Raw genomic sequence first — 14,391 nt, forward strand, 5'->3', positions numbered from 1 at the left:
ATTAGTTGAAACTGACCCGCTTAGTTGCATTTGCGTTTGTATCCTTTTTTTGTTACGGTATCGTCAATTGGATGATGTCGACGCACCACTTTCACTTGCAAGCGAAGACCATTTCGACGGGTGAGATGTGGCAAGGCTTATTGATTGCGTTGGTGCTTTATTTAGTTGGCGCCTTGGCGGTGTATTTGAACCGGTTACTCGGTTTTTACGTGCTTGGACTGGTGATTTTAATTTATTCCTTAGGCATGCTTAGCGCCCTGATATCTGGTTATCAAAGCCAGGCCGGGATGGAAATCAAGCTGTTATTGGAATTAGTGGGGGTCATTGGTCTAGGGGTTAACTTTTACACGCTGGTATTACTGACCCGTTGGCGCCATCCAGCAAAATAATCGGGGGATCACAATTATGCAACGAAACGTACAAACTTTTATTGAAGCAATTCAGAATGAAGATTACCAAACCGCAAGCGTCGATGGCGACTATGCTAAGTTAAGTGCGCAGGTTCCAGCGTGGTTAGAGGCGCTTTTGGCGATTGTTCGTCAGGATCAGTTGGGGACGGTTACTTTGGCGGTTAAACATGAACCTGCCGTTAGTTTTCGCTTGGAAACGAGTTTAATCAATTTACCGTTAGCTAACTTGACGGAAATTGGTAAAGTGACGGATGCGGAAGCAACTATGCCGGTGACGATTAACATGATTGCTGAATCGGAAGCCCTGCCATCCAACTTACGGATCGATGAACTTGGGCAGGTGGCCGACGTGGTTGCTGATCCTGAGAACGCAACGAAGCGATTGACGACGTGGTTGACTACTCAAGTCGACCGCTTAGCCGAGATTGCGGCTGCGGACGCTTAAACAAAATCTTTACAAGAATGAAACAGCATCTTTACACTGGTTCGCTATGATTAGAATTGATATTGGAGCCAAGCCAAATCATCGTACCGGTGTGGTACTTAGAGTCACCTTGTTCGGTTAGCCGAATGGGGTGGCTTTTTTAGTTTCTACGATTTGCGGAGTTGCGATACCGGCGGCAATAATAACACTAATTGATACAGGACCCTTGCGCTAGGCAGGAAAAGATGGTACGCTACTTCTTGCGATGAGTCGATAGAGTCAGATTGTCAGTAATGGCGGTTCCGCGCGAGCGGCTTGTGACTAATATTGATAGCGGGGCACGTTTTTCTGACGGATATTCAGAGTGCTTGGGTCACTGATATTGTGGAATGTCACCCCCACCGGTCCTTGTGAGCGGTGCCGTGATTAAAGCAGGTTAACCATCTTAACGATGGCTGACCTGCTTTTTTTAAGCCATTTTTAAAGCACAAGTTGAAATGTTAAGTTTTTGTGTATGACGGGTAAGCGATGGTAAAAGCGGCGAATTTAGTGTAAAGTTAAGGGTGCATCAGATAATTAATTTTTGGGGAGTTGATGATCGATGAGAAAAGTTATTTTAAGTTCAGTATTAGTTGCGGGAGCCGTTTTATTGGGGGGCGGACTGTACGTCTGGCCACGAACGACTACCCGTAAAAGTTCGGAAGCCGTTCAAACGAGTGTGAGCCAATCCCATAAAACGGGAGCGAAGCACATCCAAGTCACTAAAAAGGCAACCACGAAGGCCGTCACGACGGCCCAACCAGCTACGGGTACCGTTGAAAGTGCGACGAGCCAAACGGACGAAAAGGCGGGTAGTAGTTCCGTAACGGCTACTTCCGGGACTTCGTCTACAACCAGTGCCAGCGGTCAAGGAGCCGTTACGAGTGCAAGCAGTGCGGCTAGTTCGCAAACGACCACGGCCACGAGTGCGGCTTCAACTAGTGGGACCGCCACGAGTGCTTCGGCGGCAACCACGACGCTGACGGCCGAGCAAGTTAACGATTGGGTTTGGCAGCAAGTTGCGCCTGGCTACGCAACGACCAAACTCACGCGGAGTGATTTTGGTTTTCAAAATTACCAACGCAACGGTTTAGCGTACGTTGACGTGTACGAGCAACAACATCCAGCTAACGCGCACTTGGTCGGACGTTTTCGGGTTAATGCGCAGGGGCAACTAGAGCGCCAGCTTGCAGTTAGTGGTAACTGGCAAACCGTTGCCAACGCCACTCATTAACCAGTTACCGTTTGAAAATTAAGTTAAAATGATTAAATTAAGAAGCGACTTTTTGAACTCAATGCAGCGTTCAAAAAGTCGCTTTTAGTTTCGGTTATATAGCATGTGGTGTTGATCTGTTTAGGAGGCTTCTCAGTTTAAGTTTTAATAAATTCACTGTGACTACCAAACTAAGCGAGAAAGTTTGCGCTTAGGTTAGTAAATATTCCGCAGAACCAGCTTCGTTAATTGAAACTGACGAAAGTGCGTTACGAAACTTTATATTAAGGTAAATCTAGCCAGTAGCGGGGGTCACCATGGCTCAACTGCGAAATTATTCTTGGCCGGAAGTGGGTTGCTTACGGCTTAGAATAAGGCTCGAATTTGAGATTGCGGGGCGGGGTTCCCCGTAAGCTCAAATCGATGCCCGCAGTGTTCCAGCCAACCGGTGGCCCCCGCTGCTGGCGGCAGCCTTAACACCGATTGGTACAGAGCCCTTAGTTTCCACGTAGCGCCAAAAAACTAAGGTCAGTTGATCCGTGATTTACACTGGTTGACCAGCTAACTAACGAGCGGATTGTGGTTGACAACCCGGATGGGCCGGTTACAATTAATCTAAAAGTGTTACCAAAATGGCTGATCAGAGGGAAGGGGGACTGGTCATGATGGTTCAAACCCGCCGTGTTCGGTTACGGCGTTTAATTGAAAGCGATTTGGCTGACTACCAGCGGTTACTCTCATTTCCAGTAATGGCCTGGGCAAACCACGCCGCTAATGATTTATCACCGGCGACTTTAGCGATTGCCTTTGAAAAGGATCGGCATAGTCCGTATGCTTTTGCGGTGATTGGGCGCCACAGTCACCGATTAATTGGCGTGATTTTGTACTACCATCACCGCATGACACCCGCAGAGCGGCTCTGTGCGCTCGATTTAGCCTACTTCTTAGACCCGGCTGTCTGGGGGCGGGGGCTGATGCCAGAAGCGATTCAGCTTAGTTTTGAGCTCATTCGTGGGAAGCACGACCGCTGGTTATGGGCGGATTGCCTGTTAGCTAACCGGCGCTCCCAGCGTGTACTTGAAAAGGTTGGTTTTCAGGCGGTTCGGACGGTTCAGATGATGAACACGACCGAGCCCGACCCTGTGGCAGTCAATCAATATCGTCTGCGGTTGACTGCAACGGACGAATAAATTTGTAGTGCCGAAACGAACGATATCCGCAGTGTTCCAGCCAACCGGTTACACCCGCTGCTGACGGCATATCAACACCAATTGGTATAGAATCAAAAATTAACCAAATAAGACCTGCGTGGATACTGATGATACCCACACAGGTCTTATTAACTAGGATTCGTTTTGTTGATAAACTTCGTGTTGCTCCGCTTCGGCCATGTTAGACGGCACGAAGTCGTCGACTTTATGATTAATTAGAATATCGGCGTAGTGGTCGACCTTGTAGTTGATCATCTTTAAGTGGCTTTGAAGGTCATTGATTTCGTTAAGGGTGCGTTGTTGTTGCGCCTTCATCATGTCGTAGCGCTCCGGAACGGTTTCTTCACCGGCTTGAACGAGTTCTAAGTAGTGTTGAATCCGTTCGACGGGCATTCCAGTTGAACGGAGGCAAACGATGATTTTAAGCCATTCTAGGTCAACGTCTTCAAAGACCCGGTTATTGTTAGCATCCCGCTTTACGAATGGCAACATGCCGTGATCATGGTAGTAACGAATGCTGTAGGTTGAAATATTCATTTTTTTAGCAACTTCTTGAATCGTATAGGACAACTCGAACCCTCCTGAAAAGCCCAATAATGGGCGGTTTGCGGTTGATTGGCGATCAAACATAAGTTTATTTATATTTAAAGACCAATCTACTGATAATTAGTTTAAGCAATCTGGCCCGGAATGTAAACTATTTTACCGCCGGGGTTCTGGCCGATATAAAATGGTTGCGTTCGAGTAACTTTAAGGTGCTATGCTAAGGGGACTTAAGAAGGGAGGCTGATGACGTGTTACGGTATGCCATTCAGAATGGTGGGTGCGATTTTGAACCCGCGAGTGCCTGGACGACCAATGCGCAGCAAGCGTTGACGCTATTGCAGGCCGCACCGGACGCTAAGTTACTGGTCTGGAATCCACAGAATGATCACTGTGAAATTTACCCGCAGCATGATCAGGGGGAACTGACGGACAAGATCGAGCACACGGCGTACGCTCGCTTAATGGCGCAGATGCGGACCGTCGCTAAGCCGATTGTTGATGCGCAGTTGCAAGCCCAGTGGTATTTGGTGGCGGAGTTGGCGGTGCTAAGCCACCAGTCGCCCATTAATACGGCCGCGGCGTTATTGGCCCTGACAGTTCAGCGGGTGAAAAGGACGTCCAGCGCTCCCGGACAGTTACGGGGACTGGCTGATCAGGCTCGCTGTTGGTTGTTAGCCGCGCACGTTACTGATCTCCAGTTGGTGGCGACCACTAAGCCGCTCGCAACGTTGTTACCGTACTTAACCGCCCAGAGCACGCAACTGGATGTCTGTGGGGGGCGCTCGCGCGCTTGGCAACTAGCCCACGACGCGCTTGTTTTGAGTGAAGCGCCGGTTGCCCTAACGACGCTCGAACTACCAGTTGCGTGGGAGCTCTTGCGGGTTGCCCAGGCCGAGCGGCACCACGACGGCCGGTGCTAGTTTCGGTTGGGAACTGCACAAAATGAGTAAATTGTGGGCGCGGGCTTGACGATTGCTAAAAGATTAGAGTAAGATGAAAATATTATTAAAACACATGTTGATGAGAAGAGTAATTGGGGTCCAATTTCAACAGGGAGCCGTCGGGAGTGCGAAGCGGCAAATTGGTAACCAATGAAGATGAACTCGGAATGCCCAGTGGCGGTCTAACGGCTACGCTGGCGGCCCTGGCCGATAGCCCAGTGAGTTGGCAACAACTCGGTAAGTTTAGCGGGGTGACCCGTTATTAAACTTGGGTGGTATCACGAACCGTCGTCCCTTGAGGATGGCGGTTTTTTGCGTTGGTTAGGCGTTAACAGTGACTTAAAAATGAGAAAGAGGTAACGATGATGACGGAAACGAATACAAACTTACACGTGGAAACGCGCTTAGCGCAAGCTGGAAATCGGACGGATGATGAGAAGACGGGGGCGATTTCGGCGCCAATTTATTTATCGACGGCTTACCGCCACGCTGGTTTAGGCCAGTCAACCGGCTTTGATTATCCCCGCGAAGCGCAACCAACCCGCTGTATATTGGAGGCAACGTTAGCTGAATTAGAACACGGGACGGCGGCCTACGCCTTAAGTTCAGGGATGGCCGCGATTCAGCTCGTCTTTACGCTTTTCCATAGTGGGGAACGGATCATTGTTTCGGATGATTTGTACGGCGGGTCTTACCGCTTTTTCGACCTCTTGCACGACCATTACCAGTTAAACTTTTCCGTGTGGGACGGACAGGATCAGCAGGCGCTGGCGGATTTAATTGATGCGCACACGGTGGCCCTTTGGCTTGAAACGCCGTCCAACCCAACGATGAAGGTAATCGACATTGCGGCGACCGCCGAAACGACGCGTGCACACCATATCAAGTTGATCGTTGATAATACGTTTTATACGCCGTTAATTCAAAAACCACTGGACTTGGGGGCCGACATCGTCGTTCATTCCGCAACTAAGTACCTAGCGGGCCACAACGATATTTTAGCCGGTGCGGTCGTTGCAAAGAATCCGGAAGATGCTAAACAGTTGGAATTTAACCTAGTCACGACCGGGGCAGTTTTAGATCCGTTTGATGCTTGGCTACTCCTCCGTAGTCTCAAAACGTTGCCGTTGCGGTTACACCAACAGGAGGCGAACGCGCAAGCCCTCGTTAAAGCCTTGACGGCCGATAAGCACGTTGAACGGGTTCTGTACCCGGGGCGCGGTGGGATGATTAGTTTTTATTTAGCGAAGGGGACCGAAGTTGATGCTTTCTTGCGTGCGTTACAAGTTATTTCATTTGCTGAGAGTTTAGGTGGAGTTGAAAGTTTGGTGACCGTCCCGGCCGTGCAGACGCACGCCGATTTATCGGCGGCTGCCCGACAAGCCAAGGGGATTACGGCTAACTTAGTGCGCCTGTCAACGGGGATTGAAAACGTGGCTGACTTGCAAGCAGATTTGACGCAAGCCTTAATTGCCGCGACCCGTTAAATTTAAATACTTTACTTACTTTTAGTATGTGTTATACTAGGACTATCATGAATAATGGAGGCATTGAAATGGCAACAGCAACTTTAAGTGATGCAGAAATTCGCGATCGCATCAAAACTGGGAAGCACATGTTATTCTTTACGGCGGATTGGTGCCCAGATTGCGCCTTTATCAAACCGGTAATGCCCGATATTGAGGCAAAGTATGATCAATACGATTGGATCACGGTTGACCGCGATGCCAACATTGAAGTCGCTCAAGAAATGGGTGTGATGGGGATTCCAAGTTTTGTTGGAATCGAAGACGGGAAGGAAATTGGTCGTTACGTGGACAAATTCCGCAAGACGCAAAAGCAAGTTGAAGACTTCCTCGATACATTAGAAAAATAAACCATTAAGCGCAAGCGTTTAGGCGCGTTGACTGGCAGCTGCCGACGATTTAGTCGGTCGGTTGCCAGTTTTTTATTTGGTCAAAAGTCAAACTTCTGCTACACTATTAACTATTAATTTTGGAAACGGTGATAATAATGACAACCAACGTATTTGAAGACGTAATCGTTCGAACGACGAAATTAGCCGGCTTACCGGTGCTACACGTTTTCGCCGCCAGTCAAGCACAACTGAAGTTACCCACGATCATTGATTACCACGGGTGGACGACGCAAACGGCCAGTGAATTAGTTGCCAGTTACCCGCTCGTCCGGGCCGGGTTTCGGGTGATTTTACCGACGGCGTACTTACATGGAAGTCGTAACGATGGCACCGACTTAAATCACCATCCGGAACATTTTTGGTCAATTGTGGGCCATTCGGTGGCGGAATTTCCACAGCTAGTGGCCGAACTGGTTAACGCAGGTTTGAGTGATCCCGACCGAATTGGGGTTATGGGAACCTCGATGGGCGGGATTACGGCGGCCGGTATCATGGCAACGCAGGCAAACGTGCGGGCCGGGGTCTCCTTGATTGGATCGCCAGAACCGGTGGCGTTTGCTAAGGATCAGGTGGCCCAGTTGCCTGCTGAATTGGCAGCTAAGCTACCCGCGGGTTTACTGACGAAGACGTATGCCCAGCTGGATCAGTTTGATTTGTCGGTGCACCCCGAACGCTTAGCGGGACGGCCAATGTTCTTCTTTAACGGGACGGCTGATCAGATGGTACCGTATAAGTACGTCGCCGATTTTAAGGAACGGTTCGAGGCGACGCCGGCCCTGAAGCAAACGGTTTTTCGGCAGGCCGATGGTGGTGTGCACCACGTCCCGCACCGAATGAGCGAGGCGGCTGTGCATTTTTTGACGAAGCACATTGCCCAAATTTAATTCAGAATACTAAAACGACCAACTCAAGCAAAATGAGTTGGTCGTTTTTGGCGTTTTTTCTGGCTTTGTGATATGTGATGTTAATCTGCTAAAAATGGTACAGCTGAATTTTCAATAAATTCACGGTAACTGTCAACATAAGTGGGCGACCCTGCACTTGATTTAAAAAGCGTTCCGCCAGAATCATCTTCATTAACCAATTCGTACAAAGTCCTTTTACTTAACTACGTAGACCTGGTCATGAATTAAATCGAACGGCCGGAAGTGGGCGTTTAGTTGTTCAATTTCGGGACCGGTTTGGTAGTCCGCGTTATCCCAAAATTGTTTAGAGCCGGTGGCACCGTACTTCTCGCCAATTACGATCAGCGGAATGTCGTAATCACTGGCTCGGATGGCTTGGAGGAGTTCCCAATCAATTGTGAGGTGGTCGGGAGACCAAGCCATGATGATGTACTGAATGTCGGCGGCGTACTTTTCAAACGCGCTGAGCGCGTCTAAAGCCTCAACCGCAATCACGGGTTGGCGCCCGGTCTGGTTATTTTTTTCGCGCGTCCAGGCCTTGGAGTCGGTCGGATAGATGGTCTGGCTGGGATGTAACCGCGACAGCCCCTTTGAAATATAACCGTTACCAGCCATGACTTCAAGGACCGGTGCGCGACCCGTGAAGTTAGCAAGGTCCTTTAGTAACGGGGCGCTGATGTAGGCCCACATTCCGTAGCGCTCCTCTAAGTAGTCGCGAAAATCGCGGAGTAGCTTGTCAACTTTAGGGAGCGCTGCCGAGAGTTGATTCCATTCGGCGTCACCAGCAGGGTCGCCCATGGCGTAGGTGTTGTTAATTCGTTGGAACAGTTCGTCCTGAAAGTCATCGGGAACTTGCAAGTAGGGAAGCTGTTGCGGCGGTAGGCCGGCTGCGAGTAAGCGGTCGGCCTCGAGCGCGTTATTGATTAAAACCAGCACCTTCGGATCAGCGTGGAATAGGTCGCGGTAGCGGTTTAACTGCGTAATGTAGGGCATCGGTCGATTTTGCCGGGCGCGTTTTTTGAGTTGTTTTAACTTCTTGGGATTCATCAAAAGCTCCTAATCATCAAAATGTAAATCAAGTTCTTCTTGGCCAGTTGCACTAGGCAAGCTGCGTTGTTGGCGGCCGTGGAGGTAACCATTCATCAATTGGAACAGTTCGTAGCGATCTTCGCTGGATAGTTGTTCCTGATTAAAGGTGAGGGGCTTACCAGATAAGAAAATGCGGCCGAGGTCGTATTCTTCCTGATCGGCACGGCCTGACAAGTAGTCGGTGGTAACGTGGAAAAATTCAGCTAATTTACGGACTTCCAAGTAGGAGGGGGTCCGTAAGTTGCGTTCCCAGTTTCCAATCTGGGCGGGCGTGTTCTTGCGGGTCGTTTGATCGGCATCGGGCAGGTGGTTGAGCGCGTCAGCCAACTGTGCGAGGGTCATTTTTTGACCCCGCCGGAGTGCTCTTAAGCGTTCTGGAAACATGTGATCACTTCCAATTCTTATAGTAACGGCGCGGAAAGCGCCATAAATTCATCGATATCGCGTTTGATTAACGCTACGCCCGCTTGCCAGAAGTCCGGTTTGGTGAGGTCAACGTTCAAGTGCTTTTGAGCGAGGGCTTCGGTGGACATGTTGGCGGTGTCGCGTAGGAGGGCGACGTAGCGTTGTTCAAAGTCCGGTTGGTGCTTGGCTTGGGCGTACAGGCCTAGACTAAAGAGGTAACCAAAGGTGTACGGGAAGTTATAGAACGGGACGTCGGCCAAGTAAAAGTGGAGCTTGCTGGCCCAAAACATCGGGTGATAAGTCGTAAGGGCGTTCCCGTAGGCTTCTTTTTGGGCGCTCAGCATTAAGTCGGATAAGGCGTCCGGCGTAACGAGCTCGGTTTGGCGCGTGGCGTAGAAGCGGCGTTCAAATAAGTAGCGGGCCCGGATGTCCAAAAACATGGCCAACGGACTTTGCATTTTGGCGTCCAGTAGTTCCAGCTTGGTCCGTGAATCGGACGCGTTTTTAACGCTGGCATCGGCCACGATCAGTTCCGCAAAAGTGGACGCGGTTTCCGCAACGTTCATGGCGTAGTCTTGGCGCCAAACGGGTAAATCTTTGATAACGTCGCCGTGAAACGCGTGCCCCAATTCGTGGGCTAACGTGGCGGTATCGTTCGGCGTGCCGGTAAAGGTCATAAAGATTCGGGACTCTTGCGATTCAGGCAAGAAATCCATGTAGCCGCCGGGACGCTTGTTAGGTCGATTTTCGGCTTCGACCCACCCATTTTCAAGGGCGCGTTGGGCGAGCGCGGCCATTTGCGGGCTGAACTGCTTAAAGTTGGTAATCACGAAGTCGGCGGCCTGGTCGAAGGTTTGGTGCGGCGGTTGTTGGCTTAATGTCAGCGGTGCCTCCACGTCTTGCCAATCGAGTTGCGTTTTGCCGAGGAGCGCCGCCTTACGCTTCAAATAGCTGAGTAGTAACGGCTGGTTATTAGCGACGACGCGTTCCATCGTATCCAGCGTTTCCGCCCGCATGCGGTTAAGCGCTAGCGGTTTAGCCAAAAAGTCGGTGGTTCCGTGTGCGCGATAATTCGTTAACCGAAACCCCGCCAAGTGGTTTAACGTGTCCGCAAACGCAGGGGCCTGTTGTTGCCACGCCGCTTCCCAATTGGCCATTAAGGCCGCGCGCTGGGTGTTAGGCATTGCAGCGGCTAGTTGATTTTGGGCCTGCCCGGCTGACAGGGTGTGGGTGGCGCCGGTCGTATCGGTGTACGGCACCTTAATTTGACTAACGAGCGTATCGTAGTGGTCGCTCCAAGCTTGGTAACCATCTAACGCTAAGTCGTTGATCAGCGTTTCGGTTTGATCAGCCAGCAATTTTCGGCCTTGTTCGCGAAACTCAGTTAAGTTAAACGCAATTGCTTTTAGCGCTGGCCGGGCGACGAGTTGCTTAAAGGTCCGATCATCCAGTTTGACCAGTTGCTTTTTAAATTGCACCATTAACTGGTCCAGCTGGTTATCAAGCTGGTAAAGCCGGTTTAAAACCGGCGCTGCCGTCGTGTTGCTTGCGTCCGCTGATTGGATGGCGACCACGAATACTTCGCACTGAGCCAAGCCGGCACTCAATGTCTGCAGTTCGGTCGCGAGTTGCGTTAGCCAGTTGGCGTCCGGCTGACTAGTGGCCGAACCGGCGGCCAGCGTGGCTTGGGTTGCGGTAAGTTGCTTAGCCAAACGTTGCATTTTACGCTGCAAAGCGGGCGACGTGGCGCCACCCGCAAAAATTTGATCAAGGGCCCACGTTTGTGGATAGTGCATTTGCGATTCCTCCCAATCTAGTCTAGTTATCTTTTATTATAAACGTTATCATGACAGTAGTGGCGAAAATTCACCGATTTGTCGAGGTGGAATTTACGAATGGGTGGGGGAAGAACAGTGAAGAAGAGACGAAAATGGTTGGTTGCGGTTGGCGTTATTTTAACAATCGTTGTGGTGGGCTTAGTGGGCGCCGGGAGCTATTTTTACCACGTCGCAATTGCGCGCGGTGAAAAGTCGTTTGTGGCGCAAGCCGGTAAGTTATCTAAGAAAAGTCCAGTTTACGCACAGCGCTACTGGTATCAGCACGCCAAGAAACAGACGTGGACGATTGAAAGTCATGATCAATTGAAACTGGTGGCGTGGTACCTGCCGAACGGCCATTCTAAAAAAACGGTCGTCCTGGCGCACGGATTTGCCGGCAACAAAAGCTTAATGGGCGCCTGGGCCGGAATGTATCACGAGCTCGGTTACAACGTCCTCGTCCCCGATGCCCGCGCGGCGGGCGCGAGTCAGGGCCAGGCGGTCGGCTACGGTTGGTTAGAACGGCGTGACGATCTTCAATGGGCCAAAACTGTGGTTCAACGAACAGCGACTACCCGGATTGTGATGAGCGGGATCAGCATGGGCGCAGCCGGAATGGTCATGGCGAGCGGGGAACCGCAAATTCCGGAGATTAAGGCCTACGTGGTTGACAGTCCCTTTACGAGTGCGAAGGCGATTATTAGCTATCAGGCTGGGCAACTGTACCATCTACCAGCGTTCCCATTGGTTGACGTGACGAGTGCCATTACGAAGATTCGGGCTGGCTATACGTTTGGCGAGGCCGACGCTGTGAAGCAGATTCGGCAAAACCACCGGCCAATTATGATTATTAGCGGCTCACAGGACGACTTTGTGCCAACGGCGATGGGGCGCAAACTATATCGTAATGCTAACCAGCCGAAGCGCTTCTGGCTGGTCAAAGGTGCCGGGCATACCACTGCGATTACCCAAAATTATCAGGCATATAAGCACCACGTGGCGCGGTTTTTACAGCGTGCGGTGGCGGATAACTAAAAAATGGCGTTGAGGTTGCGGCCTCAACGCCATTTTTATAAGGGAGTTATCCTAACTTTGCTGATAGGGCATGCTGGCCCGTAAGCCGGTCCCATCTTTAAGTGCGACCCAGTAGAGCTGATCGAGCGCTTGCGGTCCGCGCGGATGACTGTTTCCCCAGGCGGTTAAAGTTTGGTAAAGGTCAGCCGCAACTTGGTGGTGATCCGCGACCCGATCAAGCGCGTGGGCGGCGTGGAGCAGGGTGTCACGCAGTTCGGGAATTGCTTGAACTTCTGGGTCGTCGTAGGCGATATTAATGGCCCGCGTCAACGCAATGGCGTTTTCATTTTTTAACATGTGCTCATCCCCTTTGTTACTTCTAGTATAGTTCAGTTATCCCAAGATTGAAACCACTAAATGTAAGCGCTGCCAAAAACTACTAAACGGGTGACTTAATGGTGAAAATTTGATATTATATGAGTGTAATAGATAACTATAACACTAGGAAGGGTGGCTGCGATGCAGTTTGACGATAAAGTGCCAATTTACTATCAAATTAAACAGTACGTTTACCAGCAAATCATTACGGGTAAATGGCAACCGGGAACGCAACTGCCGGCAGTACGCCAGTTAGCGGTTGAATTAACCGTTAACGTTAATACGGTTCAGCGGGCGTTGCGAGAATTGATTGCGGCTCAAATTTTGATTTCAAAACGGGGGAAGGGGAACTTTGTGACGACCGACCAAACAACGCTAGCGACGCTAGCCGATCAGCTTGTTCAAGACCGGCTGGGTGCGGTTTACGATGATTTGCGGGCGCTTAACTTAACCGATCAACAGATTATAACAGCAATGCAGACGTACATTGAAAAAAGGGGGCGACAAGATGAGCACGATTTTAACGATTAAGAATCTTAAGTACCGGCGGAACCAGCACGTGCTCCTGCACGATGCACAATTGACCCTGACGAGTGGCAAAATAGTGGGGCTTCTTGGCGAAAACGGGGCTGGTAAGACAACGTTAATGCGCCTCATCACTGGGTTGGCTCAGGGGCAGGGGGTCATCGACGTGGCGGGCGCAACGAGTCCGGTAGCCCGAAAGCGGCAAGTGAGCTTTAGTGACGCGCTGAACGGTTTCATGGCGAGTGCGAAGGTTCAAAAAATTGTTCAGTTCTACCAGCTGGTTTATCCCGATTTTAACCGGCAACGATACGCGCAACTGGCCGATTTTTTGGGATTGCGGGCGGACGCTAAATTAAACACCCTTTCGAAGGGAACCCGTGAAAAGTTAGTGATTGCGTTAACGCTTAGTCGACAAGTGGCACTGTATTTACTAGACGAGCCCTTCAGTGGGATTGATAGTATGAGTCGTAAGAAGATTATTAATAGCATTATCAAGTGGCTGCCGACGGATGCAACGCTAGTGATCAGTGACCACTACGTTGCTGAAATCGCACCGATTCTGGATGAAATCGTGGTCGTTAAGGATCAAACGATTGCGGTGCACGTTGCCACGGAGACCATTCGGGATCAAGAGCATCAGGATATTCAAGACTATTATGAACAGTTATACGAAGGGGGCGAGCAACATGACGCCTAGTTGGGCTTTATTTAAGGGCTTTAGTAAGCCCCGTTTTCTGAAAATGAACGTGATCTTAGCCGTTGAGTTATTGGCGGTCGTTGTGATGACGGTGACCCGGCTCGTAACGGGACGCTTCACGACTGACGCCTGGTTTTATATGCTAAGTGGTTGGTTTTTCATTCCAATTGCGATTGGGGTGGTCCTGCTCGCCGTAGATCAGGAGCGGGCGGCGGTCAAGCCAACTTTTCGGATGATTCCAATTGCGGACTGGCAGTTTTACTTGGTCAATATTTTGGCATCGTTAGCCGTTCAATTGTACGTTTGGCTCGTTCAGTTTGCACTACTCGGGCTGTCCTTTGCCCTGGCCTGGAAGCGAATCCGAATTCGCGCCTCGATGGTCACGGACATGCTCGATCTTCAATGGACGGCGTCCATTAACTGGTGGCAAGTGGGGCTGCAAGCGGTCGTGGTCGCGATTCTGGCAACGTTGGTAATTTGGAGTACGATTACCTTTATTCACTACGCTAGCAACGCGACCAACGGCTGGCTTCCGCGGTTTCAGCAACATTTTCTCAACGTGATTTTGACGATTGTGATTATCTACGTGGCCTTTCGGTTGGCCGCCATTCTAATTGGAATGGTCAGCTTTCTGTCAAGCCAGGCCTTGACTGGTGGCAGTGTGACCTCCGTCTGGACAGGCGCCGCCGTGATGTTGGTGACCATTATTGTCGAAAGCGCGCTCAACGTCTGGCTCTTACAAAAGTGGGTTGAACCGCATGCAGTTTAATTCCGTTCAGATTACTGAACAGTACTGGCTAGGCGTCTCGTTCGGAGCTGAAGATAGCAGGTGGCGTAAAGGCGCTACGACAAAGGACTT

At 50.5% G+C, this 14,391-nt stretch carries 18 protein-coding genes; 13 read left to right on the forward strand and 5 right to left on the reverse strand.

Translation table 11 applies throughout. From position 1 onward, the window contains the following. Window positions 1–5 precede the first annotated feature (5 nt). From FFM79_RS06760 to FFM79_RS06775, 4 genes are all read left to right on the forward strand, one after another. Entirely contained in the window at window positions 6–389 is a 384-nt protein-coding gene (locus tag FFM79_RS06760) for a hypothetical protein (RefSeq protein WP_137642711.1), read from the forward strand. A gap of 16 nt (window positions 390–405) precedes the next feature. Further along, window positions 406–855: a hypothetical protein gene (locus FFM79_RS06765; RefSeq protein WP_137642712.1), complete on the forward strand. Its 450-nt coding sequence runs from the start codon at window positions 406–408 to the stop codon at window positions 853–855. Between the two features lie 580 nt (window positions 856–1,435). Further along, window positions 1,436–2,107 carry a hypothetical protein gene (locus FFM79_RS06770; protein WP_137642713.1) on the forward strand — a complete coding sequence of 224 codons (672 nt, stop codon included), beginning with the start codon at window positions 1,436–1,438 and terminating at the stop codon, window positions 2,105–2,107. Window positions 2,108–2,748: 641 nt separating this feature from the next. Then, complete coding sequence (locus FFM79_RS06775) at window positions 2,749–3,276, forward strand: GNAT family N-acetyltransferase (RefSeq protein ID WP_170177403.1); 528 nt, start codon at window positions 2,749–2,751, stop codon at window positions 3,274–3,276. 153 nt (window positions 3,277–3,429) lie between these two features. Here the strand turns inward: FFM79_RS06775 and FFM79_RS06780 are convergent, their stop codons facing one another. Beyond that, the gene (locus FFM79_RS06780; RefSeq protein WP_137642715.1) at window positions 3,430–3,867 is read right to left on the reverse strand and encodes a MerR family transcriptional regulator; all 438 of its coding nucleotides are present in this window, start codon (window positions 3,865–3,867) and stop codon (window positions 3,430–3,432) included. A 224-nt stretch (window positions 3,868–4,091) separates the two neighbouring features. Between FFM79_RS06780 and FFM79_RS06785 the strand changes: the two genes are divergently transcribed. From FFM79_RS06785 to FFM79_RS06800, 5 genes are all read left to right on the forward strand, one after another. Continuing rightward, window positions 4,092–4,763, forward strand: a complete 672-nt coding sequence (locus tag FFM79_RS06785) for a hypothetical protein (protein WP_137642716.1) — start codon at window positions 4,092–4,094, stop codon at window positions 4,761–4,763. A gap of 146 nt (window positions 4,764–4,909) precedes the next feature. Then, window positions 4,910–5,050 (forward strand): hypothetical protein, encoded by a 141-nt coding sequence (locus tag FFM79_RS12630; RefSeq protein WP_170177404.1) that lies wholly within the window; start codon window positions 4,910–4,912, stop codon window positions 5,048–5,050. Window positions 5,051–5,149: 99 nt separating this feature from the next. Continuing rightward, window positions 5,150–6,271 carry a PLP-dependent transferase gene (locus tag FFM79_RS06790; RefSeq protein WP_137642754.1) on the forward strand — a complete coding sequence of 374 codons (1,122 nt, stop codon included), beginning with the start codon at window positions 5,150–5,152 and terminating at the stop codon, window positions 6,269–6,271. A 68-nt stretch (window positions 6,272–6,339) separates the two neighbouring features. After that, window positions 6,340–6,660, forward strand: coding sequence for a thioredoxin family protein (locus FFM79_RS06795; protein WP_137642717.1), 321 nt, complete (start codon window positions 6,340–6,342; stop codon window positions 6,658–6,660). Window positions 6,661–6,797: 137 nt separating this feature from the next. Then, entirely contained in the window at window positions 6,798–7,586 is a 789-nt protein-coding gene (locus FFM79_RS06800; protein ID WP_137642718.1) for an alpha/beta fold hydrolase, read from the forward strand. Window positions 7,587–7,802: 216 nt separating this feature from the next. On the opposite strand, the gene FFM79_RS06805 is transcribed toward FFM79_RS06800, so the two are convergent. The 3 genes from FFM79_RS06805 to FFM79_RS06815 are packed head-to-tail and all read right to left on the reverse strand — an operon-like array spanning window position 7,803 to window position 10,897. Next, a complete protein-coding gene (locus FFM79_RS06805) occupies window positions 7,803–8,654 on the reverse strand; it encodes an SAM-dependent methyltransferase (RefSeq protein WP_137642719.1) in 852 nt (283 codons plus the stop codon). Between the two features lie 9 nt (window positions 8,655–8,663). After that, on the reverse strand, window positions 8,664–9,080 hold the full coding sequence (locus tag FFM79_RS06810; protein WP_137642720.1) for a helix-turn-helix domain-containing protein: 417 nt from the start codon (window positions 9,078–9,080) through the stop codon (window positions 8,664–8,666). Window positions 9,081–9,097: 17 nt separating this feature from the next. Beyond that, window positions 9,098–10,897, reverse strand: a complete 1,800-nt coding sequence (locus FFM79_RS06815) for a M3 family oligoendopeptidase (protein ID WP_137642721.1) — start codon at window positions 10,895–10,897, stop codon at window positions 9,098–9,100. 138 nt (window positions 10,898–11,035) lie between these two features. On the opposite strand from FFM79_RS06815, the gene FFM79_RS06820 reads away from it, so the two are divergent. Beyond that, on the forward strand, window positions 11,036–11,953 hold the full coding sequence (locus FFM79_RS06820) for an alpha/beta hydrolase (RefSeq protein ID WP_371852206.1): 918 nt from the start codon (window positions 11,036–11,038) through the stop codon (window positions 11,951–11,953). 51 nt (window positions 11,954–12,004) lie between these two features. Here FFM79_RS06820 and FFM79_RS06825 read toward each other — a convergent pair whose 3' ends face one another. Further along, window positions 12,005–12,289 (reverse strand): bacteriocin immunity protein, encoded by a 285-nt coding sequence (locus FFM79_RS06825; RefSeq protein WP_137642723.1) that lies wholly within the window; start codon window positions 12,287–12,289, stop codon window positions 12,005–12,007. A 162-nt stretch (window positions 12,290–12,451) separates the two neighbouring features. On the opposite strand from FFM79_RS06825, the gene FFM79_RS06830 reads away from it, so the two are divergent. Genes FFM79_RS06830 through FFM79_RS06840 form a run of 3 tightly spaced genes read left to right on the forward strand, consistent with a single transcriptional unit; the run spans window position 12,452 to window position 14,301 of the window. Next, complete coding sequence (locus tag FFM79_RS06830) at window positions 12,452–12,841, forward strand: GntR family transcriptional regulator (RefSeq protein WP_137642724.1); 390 nt, start codon at window positions 12,452–12,454, stop codon at window positions 12,839–12,841. After that, complete coding sequence (locus tag FFM79_RS06835; RefSeq protein WP_137642725.1) at window positions 12,819–13,532, forward strand: ATP-binding cassette domain-containing protein; 714 nt, start codon at window positions 12,819–12,821, stop codon at window positions 13,530–13,532. The genes FFM79_RS06830 and FFM79_RS06835 overlap by 23 nt, the downstream gene beginning before the upstream one ends. After that, the gene (locus FFM79_RS06840; protein WP_137642726.1) at window positions 13,522–14,301 is read left to right on the forward strand and encodes an ABC transporter permease; all 780 of its coding nucleotides are present in this window, start codon (window positions 13,522–13,524) and stop codon (window positions 14,299–14,301) included. Before FFM79_RS06835 ends, FFM79_RS06840 begins: the two co-directional genes overlap by 11 nt. Window positions 14,302–14,391 lie beyond the last annotated feature (90 nt).

The sequence above is a fragment of the Lactiplantibacillus modestisalitolerans genome (assembly GCF_005405425.1).
GTDB classification, from domain to species: domain Bacteria; phylum Bacillota; class Bacilli; order Lactobacillales; family Lactobacillaceae; genus Lactiplantibacillus; species Lactiplantibacillus modestisalitolerans.